The organism is Alcaligenes aquatilis (assembly GCF_003076515.1).
Taxonomy (GTDB): Bacteria; Pseudomonadota; Gammaproteobacteria; order Burkholderiales; family Burkholderiaceae_B; genus Alcaligenes; species Alcaligenes aquatilis.
On the sequence record NZ_CP022390.1, the window covers coordinates 3,745,813 to 3,760,503 of the forward strand.

General features: G+C 55.6%; 14 protein-coding genes. 6 read left to right on the forward strand and 8 right to left on the reverse strand.

Annotated elements, in window-relative coordinates; all coding sequences use genetic code 11:
- Position 1 precedes the first annotated feature (1 nt).
- Both CA948_RS17095 and CA948_RS17100 read left to right on the forward strand, forming a co-directional pair.
- The gene (locus CA948_RS17095) at positions 2 to 988 is read left to right on the forward strand and encodes a Bug family tripartite tricarboxylate transporter substrate binding protein (RefSeq protein WP_094197589.1); all 987 of its coding nucleotides are present in this window, start codon (positions 2 to 4) and stop codon (positions 986 to 988) included.
- A 25-nt stretch (positions 989 to 1,013) separates the two neighbouring features.
- Positions 1,014 to 2,261 carry a CaiB/BaiF CoA transferase family protein gene (locus CA948_RS17100; protein WP_238988620.1) on the forward strand — a complete coding sequence of 416 codons (1,248 nt, stop codon included), beginning with the start codon at positions 1,014 to 1,016 and terminating at the stop codon, positions 2,259 to 2,261.
- A gap of 374 nt (positions 2,262 to 2,635) precedes the next feature.
- Here the strand turns inward: CA948_RS17100 and pyrF are convergent, their stop codons facing one another.
- From pyrF to CA948_RS17140, 8 genes are all read right to left on the reverse strand, one after another.
- Positions 2,636 to 3,463 carry an orotidine-5'-phosphate decarboxylase gene (gene pyrF / locus CA948_RS17105; RefSeq protein ID WP_094197587.1) on the reverse strand — a complete coding sequence of 276 codons (828 nt, stop codon included), beginning with the start codon at positions 3,461 to 3,463 and terminating at the stop codon, positions 2,636 to 2,638.
- A 5-nt stretch (positions 3,464 to 3,468) separates the two neighbouring features.
- Positions 3,469 to 3,852 (reverse strand): diacylglycerol kinase, encoded by a 384-nt coding sequence (locus CA948_RS17110; protein ID WP_094197586.1) that lies wholly within the window; start codon positions 3,850 to 3,852, stop codon positions 3,469 to 3,471.
- A 154-nt stretch (positions 3,853 to 4,006) separates the two neighbouring features.
- Positions 4,007 to 5,653 carry a chaperonin GroEL gene (gene groL, locus CA948_RS17115; protein ID WP_094197585.1) on the reverse strand — a complete coding sequence of 549 codons (1,647 nt, stop codon included), beginning with the start codon at positions 5,651 to 5,653 and terminating at the stop codon, positions 4,007 to 4,009.
- 34 nt (positions 5,654 to 5,687) lie between these two features.
- Positions 5,688 to 5,975 carry a co-chaperone GroES gene (locus CA948_RS17120; RefSeq protein WP_009454802.1) on the reverse strand — a complete coding sequence of 96 codons (288 nt, stop codon included), beginning with the start codon at positions 5,973 to 5,975 and terminating at the stop codon, positions 5,688 to 5,690.
- A gap of 159 nt (positions 5,976 to 6,134) precedes the next feature.
- On the reverse strand, positions 6,135 to 6,278 hold the full coding sequence (locus tag CA948_RS17660) for a hypothetical protein (RefSeq protein WP_159086151.1): 144 nt from the start codon (positions 6,276 to 6,278) through the stop codon (positions 6,135 to 6,137).
- A 204-nt stretch (positions 6,279 to 6,482) separates the two neighbouring features.
- Positions 6,483 to 7,901, reverse strand: coding sequence for an indoleacetamide hydrolase (iaaH, locus tag CA948_RS17130; RefSeq protein WP_108728635.1), 1,419 nt, complete (start codon positions 7,899 to 7,901; stop codon positions 6,483 to 6,485).
- Between the two features lie 123 nt (positions 7,902 to 8,024).
- Entirely contained in the window at positions 8,025 to 9,173 is a 1,149-nt protein-coding gene (locus CA948_RS17135; RefSeq protein WP_094197582.1) for a GGDEF domain-containing protein, read from the reverse strand.
- Between the two features lie 838 nt (positions 9,174 to 10,011).
- Positions 10,012 to 10,713 (reverse strand): pirin family protein, encoded by a 702-nt coding sequence (locus CA948_RS17140; RefSeq protein WP_094197581.1) that lies wholly within the window; start codon positions 10,711 to 10,713, stop codon positions 10,012 to 10,014.
- A 97-nt stretch (positions 10,714 to 10,810) separates the two neighbouring features.
- Here CA948_RS17140 and CA948_RS17145 point away from each other — a divergent pair, with 97 nt between their 5' ends.
- The 4 genes from CA948_RS17145 (at position 10,811) to CA948_RS17160 (ending at position 14,685) form a co-directional block, all read left to right on the forward strand.
- A complete protein-coding gene (locus CA948_RS17145; protein ID WP_094197580.1) occupies positions 10,811 to 11,728 on the forward strand; it encodes a LysR family transcriptional regulator in 918 nt (305 codons plus the stop codon).
- Between the two features lie 61 nt (positions 11,729 to 11,789).
- Complete coding sequence (locus tag CA948_RS17150) at positions 11,790 to 12,257, forward strand: nuclear transport factor 2 family protein (protein ID WP_108728636.1); 468 nt, start codon at positions 11,790 to 11,792, stop codon at positions 12,255 to 12,257.
- 248 nt (positions 12,258 to 12,505) lie between these two features.
- Positions 12,506 to 13,498 (forward strand): phosphate acetyltransferase, encoded by a 993-nt coding sequence (locus CA948_RS17155; RefSeq protein WP_108728637.1) that lies wholly within the window; start codon positions 12,506 to 12,508, stop codon positions 13,496 to 13,498.
- Positions 13,498 to 14,685, forward strand: coding sequence for an acetate/propionate family kinase (locus tag CA948_RS17160; RefSeq protein WP_108728638.1), 1,188 nt, complete (start codon positions 13,498 to 13,500; stop codon positions 14,683 to 14,685). Before CA948_RS17155 ends, CA948_RS17160 begins: the two co-directional genes overlap by 1 nt.
- The last annotated feature ends 6 nt before the right edge of the window (positions 14,686 to 14,691 follow it).

Consider the following 14,691-nt stretch of genomic DNA (forward strand, 5'->3'; position numbering starts at 1 on the left):
CATGAATAAAGTCCTAGCCCGTAAAGTGGCTCCTTTGCTAACCGGCATGGGTTTGTTGTTTTGTTCTTTGGGAGCGCAGGCCGCGTACCCGGACAAGCCTATTCGTCTGGTTGTGCCCTTTACACCGGGCGGCGTGACGGACGTGATTGCCCGAGGTGTCGCCAAGGAAATGTCCAAAGATCTGGGCCAGACCATCGTTGTGGAGAACAAGCCCGGTGCCAGCGGCATTATTGCGACGGACTTCGTTGCAAAATCTGCCCCCGATGGTTATACCGTCTTGCTGGCCGCTGTTGGTCAGGCCGTCGTGAACAACCACCTCTACAAGAAACTGCCTTACGATCCAGCGCAGGATCTGACGGCTGTTTCCCTGGTGGCTGAAGGACAGAACGTGCTGGTGGTCAATGCTCAGCAAAGCCCCTTTAAGACAGGTGAAGAGCTGATCAACTACGCTCGCTCCAAGCCTGAAGAGCTGACTTACGCCTCCTTTGGTAACGGCTCTTCCTCGCACTTGTCGGCAGCCGCCTTTACCACGATGGCCAATATCGATGTTATCCATGCTCCCTACCGTGGCAGTGCACCTGCCATGACCGATTTGCTGGGTGGCCATATCTCCTTCATGTTCGATAGCATGGGTACGGCGATTACACATATCAAGGCCAATACCGTGCGCCCCTTGGCCGTGTCCGGCCCGGAGCGTTCTTCCTTGTTGCCAGAGGTGCCCACCTTTGCCGAGCTGGGTCTGAATCAGGGCTATAACGTGACGGCCTGGTTTGGTTTCCATGTCAGTAGTGGCACGCCTCCTGAAATCGTCGAGCGCCTGAGCCAGTCCATGAGAACGGTCAGTGAGAACACCGAGTTTGTTGAAGGCTTCCGTCGTCAGGGCGTGGATATCCTTTCCTCCACCCCTGCTGAGTATGCCGAGTTCCTGCGTCAGGAAGACGAAAAGTTGGGCAGCCTGATCAAGCAGGCCAATATCACGCTGGACTAATCGTTTTTGAATGGAGCACTGTAACGTGAGCGATCAGCACGTCTCGCAGGCAATACGTCCTGCCCCTTTGGATGGCATCCGGGTTCTGGATCTGACACGCATTCTGGCTGGCCCATGGTGCACGCAGAACCTGGCTGATCTGGGGGCGAATGTCTACAAGATAGAGCGGCCCGAAACTGGCGACGATACGCGCGCCTGGGGCCCGCCCTTTTTGCAGACACCGGATAAGGAGGATACGGCTGAGGCGGCCTACTACCTGTCGGCCAACCGTAACAAGCAGTCGATCAGCCTGGATATTGCCAGTCAGGAGGGCGCGGATGTGGTGCGTGCCATGGCACGGGAATGCGACATCCTGGTCGAGAACTTCAAGGTGGGTGGTCTGGCCAAATATGGCCTGGACTATGCCAGCCTGAAAGCGATCAACCCGCGTCTGATCTATTGCTCGATTACCGGCTTTGGCCAGACCGGCCCTTATGCCGAACGTCCGGGTTATGACTTCATGATCCAGGCCATGGGTGGGATGATGAGCCTGACCGGAGAGCGTGATGACAAGCCCGGCGGTGGCCCCCAGAAAGCGGGGGTTGCTGTCGCGGACTTGATGACGGGTATGTATGCCACCAGCAGCATTCTGGCCGCCTTGTTTGAACGCTCACGCAGCGGCTTGGGGCAGCATATCGACATTGCCTTGCTGGACTGTCAGGTTGCCATGTTGGCTAACCAGAATATGAACTATCTGGTGAGCGGGCAGGCCCCGAAGCGGGCTGGTAATGCGCATCAGAACCTGGTGCCCTATCAGGTGTTCCCAACGAAAGATGGCCACATCATTGTGGCTATCGGCAATAATCGGCAGTTCGCGGCTTACTGCGAAGCGATTGGCCATCCGGAAGTCGTGGAGGACGAACGTTTCCGTATCAACAGCCAGCGGGTCAAGCACCGGGATGAGCTAGAGCAGATCCTGAGCGCCGCGATGCAAAAGCATCCTAGTGCGTATTGGTTGGAAGCCCTGGACAAGATTGGCGTACCAGCCGGGCCTATCAATGATCTGCATGGGGTGTTCTCGCATCCGCAGGTTCAGGCCCGGAATATGCGTATCGAGCTGGCTCACAGCCAGGCGGGCAAGGTCAGCATGACGGCCAGCCCCATGCGTTTTTCAGATAGCCCAGTGTCTTACCGCATGGCTCCGCCGCAATTGGGTGAGCATACCGAGCAGGCTCTGCAGAGTGTATTGGGGGCCGATAGCCCGGAGCTGAAGCAGTGGCGCGACCGGAACTAGGCTTGAGCTCAGCTTAAAAGCCAAAACTCTCATCAGAATTGGAACCTGTGCCAGAGCCGAAGTAGGGGCCTGGTTTAGTGTTTAGGCTTGTGGCTGGAGCAGTGTCGGATCGATACTCTCGTTCGGCAGCTTGAAATACAGCTCAGACCCTAGACCAGGGCTGGTAGCTTAGCAGGGGCTGAACTTGTTTCTTGTGTTTAAGCTTCAGACTGAGCCCGAGCCGGATTTATGGTTCGTAGCTTAATAAAAAGCCCTGCTCATTTGGGATTGAATCCAAGTGAGCGGGGCTTTCTTGTCTCTACACTAACTGCTGTCGCTGTCGCTGTCGCTGTCGCTGCCTCCGAACTTATTGAGCAAGCAGGAAGGGCCAGGAATTACCGTTTCTTGTTGCGCGCGTCATTAATGGCATTGCGCGTGGCAATCGCCGCTGCTTGAGCCGCATCACGCCAGTCATCCCCACGGCTGGCGTACAGAATGGCGCGCGACGAGTTGATCATCATGCCGTTACCTTGGGAGTCCATACCAGCAGCAACGGTTGCGTCCACATCGCCACCCTGGGCACCAATGCCGGGCACCAGCAAAGGCATATCGCCAATACGGGCACGCACCTTGCCGATTTCGTCGGGGAAGGTGGCGCCCACGACCAAAGCACATTGACCATTCGTATTCCACTTTTCTGCCACCAGGCTGGCCACGTGCAAGTACAGCGGGGTACCGTCAGCCATTTCCATGAATTGCAGGTCTGAGCCGCCGGGGTTGGAAGTGCGGCACAACACGATCACGCCTTTGTCCTTGTGTTCCAGGTAGGGCTCTACCGAGTCAAAGCCCATGTAGGGGCTGACGGTGACGGCATCAGCGCGATAGCGCTCAAAGGCTTCGCGTGCGTATTGTTCGGCGGTCGACCCCACGTCCCCACGCTTGGCATCGAGCACGATGGGCAGATGAGGGTAGCGGCTGCGAATGTAGTCGCACAGATCTTGCAACTGATCCTCGGCTCCCTGAGCGGCAAAGTAGGCAATCTGGGGTTTGATGCCACAGGTGTAGTCGGCGGTGACGTCCACAATCGCTTTGCAGAACTCATAAATCGCGCCGGGTTTGCTGGCCAATTCCAAAGGCAAGCGGGCAGGGTCTGGGTCCAGACCCACCATCAACATGGATTGGTTGTCCGTCCAGGCACGGTTCAGTTTTTCTATGAATGTCATGGGAATCAGGAAAGTAAACGGCTATACAAAAAGCTGAGCCAGACGGCACCAGCAAAAATAAGGGACAGCAGCACGGCAGCACTGGCCAGATCCTTGGCCCGCCCGATCAAGGGGTGGTGCTCCAGGGTAATCGTATCGGCCAGGGCCTCCAGGGCCGAGTTCAGCAGCTCCACCACCAGCACAAAGACCAGTGCGCCCAGCAAGACCAGAATTTCCGCCGGGGTTTGCCCCAGCCAGAATGCCAGTGGCGTCAGGATGACAGCCAAGGCCAGTTCCTGGCGAAAGGCGGCCTCATGGCGCAGGGCTGCGGCCAGACCCTGGCTGGAGTAGCGCAAGGCATTGAACAGGCGGCCCAAACCACCTTTGCTTTTGAATGGAGAGTCTGACATGAAGGAAACAGCAGATTGAAGTGCCCTGATTATAGGGGTTTGCTTGGACGAAAAAAAACCGGATGGAAAAATCCATCCGGTTTTTGTACTAAAAGCGTGGCGATCAGGGCAGAAGTGATCAATTTCCGCCCGGATCGGGGTGCTGATGTGTGGCTTAGAAGCCGCCCATACCACCCATGCCGCCCATACCACCCATGTCAGGCATGGCTGGAGCAGGTTTGTCTTCCACGATTTCCGACACGGCCACTTCGGTTGTCAGCAACAGGCTGGCGATCGAAGCTGCGTTTTGCAGAGCAGTGCGGGTAACTTTGGTTGGGTCCAGAACACCTTGCTCAACCAGGTCGCCGTACTCGCCAGTAGCCGCGTTGTAACCGTAGGTGCCGGTGCCGCTGGCCACTTGGTTCACAACCACGCTGGCTTCTTCGCCGGCGTTGGAGACGATGGTACGCAAAGGAGATTCGATCGCACGCAGGATCAGTTTGATACCGGCGTCTTGGTCGGTGTTGTCGCCTTTCAGTTGGGCAACCGCTGCGCGAGCACGAATCAGTGCAACGCCACCGCCAGGAACGATACCTTCTTCGACGGCTGCACGAGTAGCGTGCAGAGCGTCTTCAACGCGAGCTTTCTTCTCTTTCATTTCGACTTCGGTGGCAGCGCCAACACGAATCACAGCAACACCGCCAGCCAGCTTGGCCACGCGCTCTTGCAGTTTTTCACGGTCGTAGTCGGAAGTGGACTCTTCGATCTGAACGCGGATTTGTTTCACGCGAGCTTCGATGTCGGTGCCGTTGCCAGCGCCGTCGATGATCGTGGTGTTTTCTTTGGCCACTTCAATGCGCTTGGCCTGACCCAGATCGTCCAGAGTCGCTTTTTCCAGAGACATACCGGTTTCTTCGGAGATCACGGTACCGCCAGTCAGGATAGCGATGTCTTCCAGCATGGCTTTACGACGGTCGCCAAAGCCAGGAGCTTTAACAGCGGTGGTCTTCAGGATGCCGCGGATGTTGTTCACAACCAGAGTAGCCAGAGCTTCGCCTTCCACGTCTTCAGCAACGATCAGCAAAGGACGGCTGGTCTTGGCAACTTGCTCCAGTACGGGCAGCAGATCACGGATGTTGGAGATTTTCTTGTCGAAAATCAGCACAAATGGATCTTCCAGAACAGCAACTTGCTTTTCGGAGTTGTTGATGAAGTAAGGGGACAGGTAGCCGCGGTCAAACTGCATACCTTCAACCACGTCCAGTTCGTTTTCCAGCGATTTGCCGTCTTCAACGGTGATCACGCCTTCTTTACCAACTTTGTCCATGGCATTGGCGATGATCTCACCGATGGAGTGGTCGCTGTTGGCCGAGATGGAACCGACTTGAGCGATTTCTTTGCTGGTGGTGCAAGGACGGGACAGCTTGCGCAGTTCGTCAACAACGACGACCACAGCCTTGTCGATACCGCGCTTGAGGTCCATTGGGTTGATGCCGGCGGCAACAAACTTCAGGCCTTCTTCAACGATGGCTTGAGCCAGCACTGTGGCGGTCGTGGTACCGTCACCGGCGTTGTCGGAAGTCTTGGAGGCAACTTCTTTAACCAGTTGAGCACCGATGTTCTCGAACTTGTCTTTCAGTTCGATTTCTTTGGCAACGGACACACCGTCTTTAGTGACGGTAGGGGCGCCAAAGGAGCGGTCCAGAACCACGTTACGGCCTTTAGGGCCCATGGTGGTCTTAACAGCATTGGCCAGAACGTTAACGCCGCGCACGATGCGGGTACGTGCGTCGTCGCCGAAATAAACTTGTTTTGCGGTCATGGTTTGAATCCTATTGAATTTTCGTTGGCGGTACTTATTCGATCACGGCGAAGATTTCTTCTTCGCGGATCACCAGCAGCTCTTCACCGTCGATCTTGACGGCCTGGCCGGAATACTTGCCAAACAGAACTTTGTCGCCGACCTTCAGATCCAGCGCCAGAACCTTGCCGTCCTCGGTTTTCTTACCGGGGCCAACGGCCAGGATTTCGCCTTGATCGGGCTTTTCAGTCGCGCTCTCGGGGATAACGATACCGGAAGCGGTGGTGCGTTCGTTGTCCAGACGCTTGACGATCACTCGATCGTTCAAAGGACGCAGTGCCATGGAGAAACTCCTGTTTAAAGATGACTTTAGTTGTTGGTCCGATTTTGGGGGCGAGGTGCTTTAGCACTCAACCCCTTCGAGTGCTAATTATAGGGACGACTTTCCTAATTTCAAGAGCACCAGGGTCGGGTTGTTACATATTTGTCCTGGGGCGTGAATTTACTGGATGTTAGCGGGGGAGACGCCATCAGTACCCGTACTCAAGGCAATCAGCTTGCTCATCGTGTTGAAGTTGCGTGTAGTAGCAACGACCTTGAGCTTTTTCTCGATACCGGCTTGCGCACACGATATAGGCGATGTCATCAATGACGCGGACCTGATTTAGCGGCAGTACGGACCATGCTGCCGACCAGGCGCATGACATCTTCGTGAGGAGCTTTATCAAAAAACAGGCCGACTCTTCAAGGGGGGCGGCCTGTTTTTTGTCGGGCTGAGGGCATTTGGCCATGGCCTGCTATTCAGCCTGGTGTTGTAGCCTGTGGATTGCTTAATCCGCCTTTACATCGTTTATGCCCGTTTGCTCAAATCCGGCGCAGGTGTCGCTGGCAGCAAAGGATCAATCGCCCGGCACAGAGCCAGCAACAGATCATCGGCACCGATGCCCGCTTCAATCAACATCCCCACGGGCAAACCGCCTGACAGGCCGATAGGCAGGGAGATGCCTGGTGCACCCAGGTTAGAGCCCACGTCGGTGCGCGAGATATAGGTGTTGAACGTAGGCACCGCCTTGCCGTTCATCATGGTGGTTTCATCATCGCCAATCGGGCAGGCGGTCAGCGGGCTGGTTGGGAAGATCAAGCCACTCACATTGGACTGGCGCAGCAGGTCTGCATAAGCTTGTTGCATCAGCGGGCGGTCTACATGCAGCGCCTCTTCGTAAGCTTCCTGGCTGATGGTGTAGTCGCCGGTAATGGCATCGAAAATCTCTTTCACATCGGGGCTATGGATGCCGGCAATTAGCTCGTCCAGACCGATGCCGTACTTGTTCTCGGCCAGATACAAAGGCAGATGCTGCAAGGTCTCGTACAGCACAATCGGCATGCCAACGCGAGCATTGATCTTCAGAACCGGGGACAGATCGACATCGACCAGCGTGACACCGGCTTTTTGCAAATCATCCAGAAAGGCCAGGGTGACGTCGGCTACACCGGCATCCATCTCTTTCCAGAAGCTGTCACGGGGCACACCCAGGCGCAGTTCCTTCAAGGAGGGAGTGGCCAGGATGGAAGGGGTTTTCTGGCAGAGCAGGCTATCGAGCAAACTGATGTCAGCCAGACTGCGGGCCATGGGGCCTGCCGTATCGCGGGTAGGGGACAAAGGCACAATGCCCTGGCCCGAATAACGGCCCACCGTAGGACGGAAACCGTACAGACCACAAAGCGCGGCAGGCAGGCGTACCGATGCGCCTGTATCCGTGCCCAAGCCAGCCGGGAATTGACGGGCTGCCACCACCGTTGCGGTGCCGCCGGAAGAACCACCGGGAATACGGTTCGGGTCATACGGGTTGCGGCTGGGGCCGGTGGTGGCGTTATTGGTCGTAATGCCAAAAGCCAGCTCGTGCATCACGGACTTGGCGGGCAGCACAGCACCGGCTTTACGCAATTGTGCGACGACATCCGCATCTTTCAGCGGCACGCGGCCTTGCAGCGCACCGGTGCTGGATGTGGTGGGCATGTCCGTGGTGTTCAGATTGTCTTTCAGTACCAAAGGTACACCATCCAGCGCCAAGGCTTGGCCACGGGCGCGGCGTGCGTCGGACTGATCTGCCTGCTGGTAAAACAGCTCCGAGTTCAAATGCGCCAGGCCGCCCAAGTGGGCCATTTCTTGTGACTGTTTGAGCAGCTCATCGGCAATCTCGCGGGCGCTGAACAGGCTGTTTTCCAGACCTGCCAGCAGTTCACTGGCACTACGTTCGGTAAGGGACATGGGGTCTCCTGGGAAAGCGTGAACGCTTCCGGTTTTTACTGTAATAGTTCGATCAATCAGCCTCTAACAGGGCTGTCTTGAAAAAGAGAGACAGTAAGGGTATCAGCAAGCCGCAGGGATCGCTCAGGAAGCCTTCCAAATGACCTTGTTGCGGCCAGCATGCTTGGCCTCATACAAAAGCCGGTCTGCTTGTTCAATAGCCTGATTGATGTCGCCATTGCTGTTTAGTTGCACTACCCCGAAACTGGCCGTCAGTGTGTGCGCCGTGGCGGGGATATGCAGATTCATCGCACTGCTGCGCAAACGTTCGGCAACCAGTACGGCGGTGTGCAAACTGGTACTGCGTATCAGCAAGACAAATTCCTCTCCCCCGAAGCGGGCTGCCAAATCATCCTGTCGCACTGTACGGGCCAGTAAAGCTCCGAACTCCTTCAAGGCCCGGTCGCCTGCCGCATGGCCCCAGGTGTCATTGACGATCTTGAAGTGGTCCAGATCGCAGATGATGACCGCCCAGCCGGTATGCCCATATCGCTCCAGCCGTTTTTTAACCTGCTCGAAAAACGCGCGGCGGTTCAATAAACGGGTCAAAGGATCTTGGCTGCGCTCATGGTCTAGTGTCTGCACAATCGACATTGCTGTGCTGGTCAAGATGGCCAGTGCGATCCAAATGCTGATGAACATATTGGCAGCCAGCATCAAGAGCCAAAAACCGGATTGGGTCAGATCGGGCTGGATTTCACGCGGGATCAGCGTGGTCAGCGCCAACGCACGAAAAAAAGCGTAGAGCAGTGTCGTCAGATAAGAAGCCCGCAACAGCGCTGCCAAAGGAATAGGACGCGTGCGGCTAGACAATAGGATCGACTTGGCGGGCAGGGCGATCAGCAGGGCCAGGCTCCAGCCCAGTATCTGCAAACGTAGCCAGAGATCATCATGGATCTGGGAGAAATAAAAAAGCCCCCCCAGCGTGATAAACATGATCGTGCCAGCCAACCTGGGGGGAGAGCGCCCACCAAAACGCACAGCAACCCCATGCGCCAAGGCCCAGACACCAAACAGATACATCGTCGACAAGGGGACTGTCCAGCGTGCTAAATGCTCATTGGGCATCAGGCTGTGGATCCCCAACGGAATAGCCGTAGAGATATACCCCGAGGCAATCCAGAGAAGATAACGATGATCACGTAGACGACTCCAGCAGTAAATCATGGCCACGCCCAGTAATGCTGCACAGGCAGGGACGATCAGAACGAAATACTGGTTGGGAGAGGACACGGTGTGTTCTCGTTTGTTAAGAAGAGTTGAGTATCGGCGTTACAACAATTGTAACGATATTGTTGCAGTACAGAAGCTTATCGATTGAGAACAAACAGTTTAATCAGAGAAAAGAAGATGTTTTGATCTGCTTTGTGAGCCGGTTTCCGTTAAGGGAAAGCGCCGTAGAATAAGAAGAGAGAGAAAAACAAAGGATTGTTTACCTTACCTAAAGAAAAAATCAGGAATACTTTCCGAATTAAGTCCAAAAACAGACAGCCGAGCTAGTCCACTCCCCGCGACATTTTTCATGACAAGAAACCGGGCCACAAAAACTACCACTGAATCCATCACTAACTAGCCAGAAACGTGGCATTACAGTTACGTTTCACCCCTCCGTTGCTTACGATGCGAGCCGCTTGGAGCCCTGTCAGGGTGTCGGGGCGATTCAGAGTACTTGCCGCGGTCGGTTCTGAAATCCGGGATGCAAGCCCTGTGTTGTTTGAGCGGGGCGTTTGTGGTTCGTCCGGGGGACGAGCCACCCCGCGAGTTCACAGGGCGCCCGGATTTCAGAACTGACAAGGGCACCGGCGCGCAGCACCGGCAAGTGCTCAGCCCGGACACCCTGACAGGGCTCCAAGCGGCGTCTTTTTGACAAGATCCGAGTACCGAATAAGGCATCCGACCGACTTTCTAAGCGTCTCTTTGTTTGTTCAATCATTGAGCCGACACATGGCATCTAAAAACAAACATCTTCTCTTACCTGCGTTTAGTTCTTGAAAAACAGAACAGCAGAACAAAAAAGAAGAAGGGGAGAGCCCAAATCGCTCTCCCCATCCTTAAAACGCTTCATCAGCAATTACTGCGCCGTCTCAACCAGCACCAGTTCAGCATCCTCCAGCGCCTGAATTTCCAGCGTCGTCTCATTGCGAATCGCCGCCCCGTCACGGGCATTTAACTCCAGACCATTCACCGAAACCCGCCCAGTGGCAGGCACCAGATAAGCCAGATGTTCGGCAGGCAAAGACAAAGTCGTGCTTTGGCCTTTCTTCAAGGTCGCCCCCAGCACACGAGCCTGGGCGCGAATCGGCAATGCCTCCGCGTCCCCCTCAAAGCCACTGGCCAAGGCTACAAACTGCCCCGAACGCTCATCCTTGGGAAAAGGCTTGGCACCCCAGGCAGGTGGCAAACCACGACGCTCTGGCTGAATCCAGATCTGGAAAATTCGTGTCGTGCCCGTTTCCAGGTTGTACTCCGCATGGCGAATGCCCGTGCCGGCACTCATCACCTGCACATCCCCCGCTTCGGTACGGCCCTTATTGCCCAAACTGTCCTGATGGCTGATGGCCCCTTCACGCACATACGTAATGATCTCCATATCGGCATGATCGTGAGGCGGAAACCCGGTGTTGGATGCAATCGTGTCGTCATTCCAGACACGCAGGGCGCCCCAGCTCATGCGAGCGGGATCGTAGTAATTCGCGAAAGAGAAATGGTGTTTGGCGTCCAGCCAACCGTGGTTGGCGCCGCCCAGTTCATTAAAAGGCCGATGTTCAATCATGGCGCGCTCCTTAATATTGGATACTAAAAAGAATTCTATGCGCCTTGCTGATTGAATAAAATAGAATCAATAGCATAGAATTCATTCCAAAATTGATATGAAAACACTTCCGGACCTCCAGGCATGGGCCATCTTCGCCACCGTGGCGGAAACCGGCTCTTTTGCCCAGGCCGCTGAAGTCCTGGGCCTGTCCCAGCCCACCGTCTCCAAGGCAATCACCCGGCTGGAAAAACAACTGCAGGTTTCCCTGTTCCATCGAACCTCTCGACGCCTGTCCTTGACAGAAACCGGGCAAGCCAGCTTGCAGCAGGCCCAAACCGTTCTGGCTGCTGGACAAAGCGCCGAAGCCTTGGCGCGTGATCAAAAAGAAAGCTTGCAAGGCCGTATCAAGATCGCCGCTCCTATGTCCTTTGGATTGGAGCATCTGGCTCCCTTGCTGCCGGTTTTCATGCAACAGCACCCGGCTGTCCTGCTGGACCTGCACTTTAATGATGCCCAGGTGAACATTGTTGAACAGGGTTTCGACCTGGCCCTGCGCATCTCGGCCATGGATGATTCCAGTCTCCTGGTGCGTCGTCTGTGCAATCTGCGCTTGCGCCTGGTCGCCGCCCCTCGTTACTTGGCCAAATACGGTAGACCCACTCACCCCAGCGACCTGGCCCAGCATATGAGCCTGCGCTACGCCTACGAGCGACGCGGCAGTGTCTGGCGCTTTCAGCAGGGGGAGGAGTACTACTCCCAAACCGTGCCTTGTGCCTTGCAAGTCAACAACGCCCAAGCCTTGATTCCGCCCTTGCTGCAGGGCTTGGGGCTAAGCGTGCTGCCGCAATTTCTGTTGGGCGATATGCTCGAGCAAGGCCAATTGGAAGTTGTATTGCCGCAATGGGATCTGCCCAGTCTGACCTTGCATCTGTTGACGCCTCCGGGCCGGTCTCGTCCGGCGCGTGTGCAAGCTTTTATTGATTTTCTGATCGCCGGGTTTGCGCAAGCACCCTGGGCCGATTCCGGCCAGTAAGAAACAACCTGTATTTTGCCGCTAGACTGTCTGGTCCACTCTTGTTTTCTAGGAGATCAGTATGGATAAACGTCCTCCCTTGCCACCTTTCGATCTGGAGAGTGCTCGCCAGAAAGTGCGTGCTGCCGAGGATGCCTGGAACAGCCGTGACCCAGTCAAGGTTTCGCAGGCTTATACCGTGGATACGCGCTGGCGCAATCGCAGCGAATTTCCACAGGGACGCGATCAGGTTCAAGCTTTTTTAGAACGCAAATGGCAAAAAGAACGCGAATACCGTTTGATTAAAGAACTCTGGGCCTGGCATGAAAATAGAATTGCCGTGCGTTTTGCCTACGAATGGCAAGATGAATACGGGCAGTGGTGGCGCAGTTATGGAAATGAAAACTGGGAGTTTGATGAAAATGGCTATATGGCGGTACGCCATGCCAGTATTAATGACCTGGATATTACCGAGTCCGAGCGCAAATTCCATTGGCCCTTGGGCCGACGCCCCGACGAGCATCCCAGCCTGAGTGAATTAGGCCTGTAATTCCCAGCCCGGATACTAGCGGATCTGGGCTATTGTGATGAATAAACAGCCATCAACATAAAAAGTCCGGTTTGTATTGTGCAAAACCGGATTTTTTTAAATCTTTAATCTTGATGCCTCATTCATGGCATATCTAAAAGAATGATGGACAAAATGTTGAGGTTTCCCTGTTCGCAATCAAAGACATGCGGGCAGATAAATGGTTTAGTGTTGGGTTAGCTTCATTCATCTCCAAGGAGTCATCTATCATGAATCACCCTGCTGGCTTGGATACGGCCCTTGCGGCTGCTGATCGCACTGGGCCTTCCAGTCATTATTCCCGATTGATCGAGCAAGCGCGCAAAGAGCCCAGTCGGATTTGTGTGGTGGCTCATCCTTGCGACGATGTGTCCCTGGGGGCCGCTTTGCAGGCACGGGCCCAAGGTCTGTTCGAGATTGTGCTGGTTGGCCCACAAGCCCGTTTGCATTCCGTGGCGGCAGAGCATGGTTTCAGCCTGGAAGGGGTGACCTTGATCGATACTCCTCATAGCCATGCTTCGGCAGAACGGGCCGTAGAAGAAGTGCTGGCCGGACGTGCGCAGTTGCTGATGAAAGGTAGCCTGCATACGGACGAGCTGATTGAGGCCGTGCTCTGCACCCAGGGCAAAGGCTTGCGTACGGGGCGCCGCCTCAGTCATGTGTTTATCATGGATGTGCCCAGCTACCCCGTGCCTTTGTTTGTGACCGATGGCGCTATCAATATCTTTCCTGACCTGAGCACCAAGGCAGACATCGTGCAAAACGCGATTGATCTGCACCACGGCCTGGGCCTGGGTAAACCGCTGGTCGCTATTTTGTCTGCGGTCGAGCAAGTGACAGAAAAAATCCCAAGCACGCTGGAAGCGGCTGCCTTGTGCAAGATGGCTGATCGCGGCCAGATTACGGGCGGTGTGTTGGATGGCCCCCTGGCGCTGGATAATGCCATTAGTCCCGAAGCGGCGCGTATCAAAGGGATTGTGTCGCCGGTGGCGGGTAAGGCGCAGATTCTGGTGGCCCCTGATCTGGAAGCGGGCAATATGCTGGCTAAAAACCTGACCTTCCTGTCCGGCGCGCAGGCCGCCGGTATTGTGATGGGCGCACGCGTGCCCATCATTCTGACCAGCCGTGCCGATAGTGCCCAGACCCGCATGGCCTCTTGCGCTGTTGCCAGCATTTACGCCGGTTATCTGGAGCGTAAAGTTGCTCTGGAGGCCAAGCACTAATGAGCGAGCAGATTCTGGTCATTAATGCAGGCAGCTCCAGCCTGAAGTTCCATATGTACAAGGTTCAGCCGGGCGACCAACTGGATTTTGAATTTGGGGGGCAGGTTTCGGGCATTGGCAGTAAGCAGCCTGCTTTCAAGGTCAAGGATGCTCAAGGTCAATCCATGATCAAGCAGGACCTGGATGGTGAACAGGCCAAAGACTTGCACACCGCTCAGGCTTTGGTGGCGCGCTGGTTGCTGGAGCATGTCGATGGCCGGCCTATTGCGGTGGGCCATCGCATCGTGCATGGGGGCTCTCGCTATGACAGCAGTGTGCCTTTGACGCCGCAGGTGCTGGAATATCTGGACAGCCTGTCGCCTCTGGCGCCACTGCATCAGCAGAACAATCTGGCCCCAGTTCGCGTGATTTTTGAACATTATCCAGAGATTTTCCAGGTAGCGTGTCTGGACACGGCCTTCCACCAAGGGCATGTCCCGTATTTGCAGCATTTTGCCTTGCCGGAGCGTTTCTTTGAGCAGGGTGTACGGCGCTACGGTTTTCACGGTTTGTCCTACCAGTATATTTCCCAGCACTTGCGCCGGGAATTCCCCGAGTTGGCCGACGGACGTGTCGTCGTTGCTCACTTGGGTTCCGGGGCCTCGGCTTGCGCTTTGAAAGAAGGTCGTAGCGTTCACACCACCATGGGCTTTACGGCGCTGGATGGCTTGCCGATGGGCACGCGTCCAGGTCGTCTGGATGCCGGTGTGGTGCTGTGGATGTTGGAGCAGGGCATGGAGCATGACGAGATCCAGTCCGTGCTCTACACCCAGTCCGGTCTGAAAGGCTTGTCCGGCGATCAAGCCGATATGCGCGCTTTGGAAGCCTCGCACGATCCTCGTGCCAAGCTGGCGGTGGACTACTTTTGCTACCACACGGCTGACAATCTGGCGGGCTTGTGTGTGGCCTTGAAGGGGCTGGATACTTTGGTGTTTACAGCCGGGATTGGCGAGCACAGCCCATCTATTCGTGCGGGTATTGCCAAGCACCTGGAGTGGATGGGTGTGCAGATTGATCCGACGCGTAACCAGTCAGGACAAACCGTCATTTCGACAGACGACAGTCCGGTCAAGGTCCTGGTCATTCCAACCAACGAAGAGCGGGTCATAGCCGAGCAGTCTCTCGCCTTGGTGCGGGAACGGTCATAGCACCAC

Bases quoted from the DNA above. Each gene is read 5' to 3' on its own strand.
- CA948_RS17140 (WP_094197581.1), bottom strand. From the start codon at position 10,713: ATGATTGAACATCGGCCTTTTAATGAACTGGGCGGCGCCAACCACGGT.
- CA948_RS17120 (WP_009454802.1), bottom strand. From the start codon at position 5,975: ATGGCACTGCGTCCTTTGAACGATCGAGTGATCGTCAAGCGTCTGGAC.
- CA948_RS17145 (WP_094197580.1), top strand. From the start codon at position 10,811: ATGAAAACACTTCCGGACCTCCAGGCATGGGCCATCTTCGCCACCGTG.
- groL (WP_094197585.1), bottom strand. From the start codon at position 5,653: ATGACCGCAAAACAAGTTTATTTCGGCGACGACGCACGTACCCGCATC.
- pyrF (WP_094197587.1), bottom strand. From the start codon at position 3,463: ATGACATTCATAGAAAAACTGAACCGTGCCTGGACGGACAACCAATCC.
- CA948_RS17660 (WP_159086151.1), bottom strand. From the start codon at position 6,278: ATGACATCGCCTATATCGTGTGCGCAAGCCGGTATCGAGAAAAAGCTC.
- CA948_RS17160 (WP_108728638.1), top strand. From the start codon at position 13,498: ATGAGCGAGCAGATTCTGGTCATTAATGCAGGCAGCTCCAGCCTGAAG.
- CA948_RS17095 (WP_094197589.1), top strand. From the start codon at position 2: ATGAATAAAGTCCTAGCCCGTAAAGTGGCTCCTTTGCTAACCGGCATG.
- iaaH (WP_108728635.1), bottom strand. From the start codon at position 7,901: ATGTCCCTTACCGAACGTAGTGCCAGTGAACTGCTGGCAGGTCTGGAA.
- CA948_RS17155 (WP_108728637.1), top strand. From the start codon at position 12,506: ATGAATCACCCTGCTGGCTTGGATACGGCCCTTGCGGCTGCTGATCGC.
- CA948_RS17110 (WP_094197586.1), bottom strand. From the start codon at position 3,852: ATGTCAGACTCTCCATTCAAAAGCAAAGGTGGTTTGGGCCGCCTGTTC.
- CA948_RS17150 (WP_108728636.1), top strand. From the start codon at position 11,790: ATGGATAAACGTCCTCCCTTGCCACCTTTCGATCTGGAGAGTGCTCGC.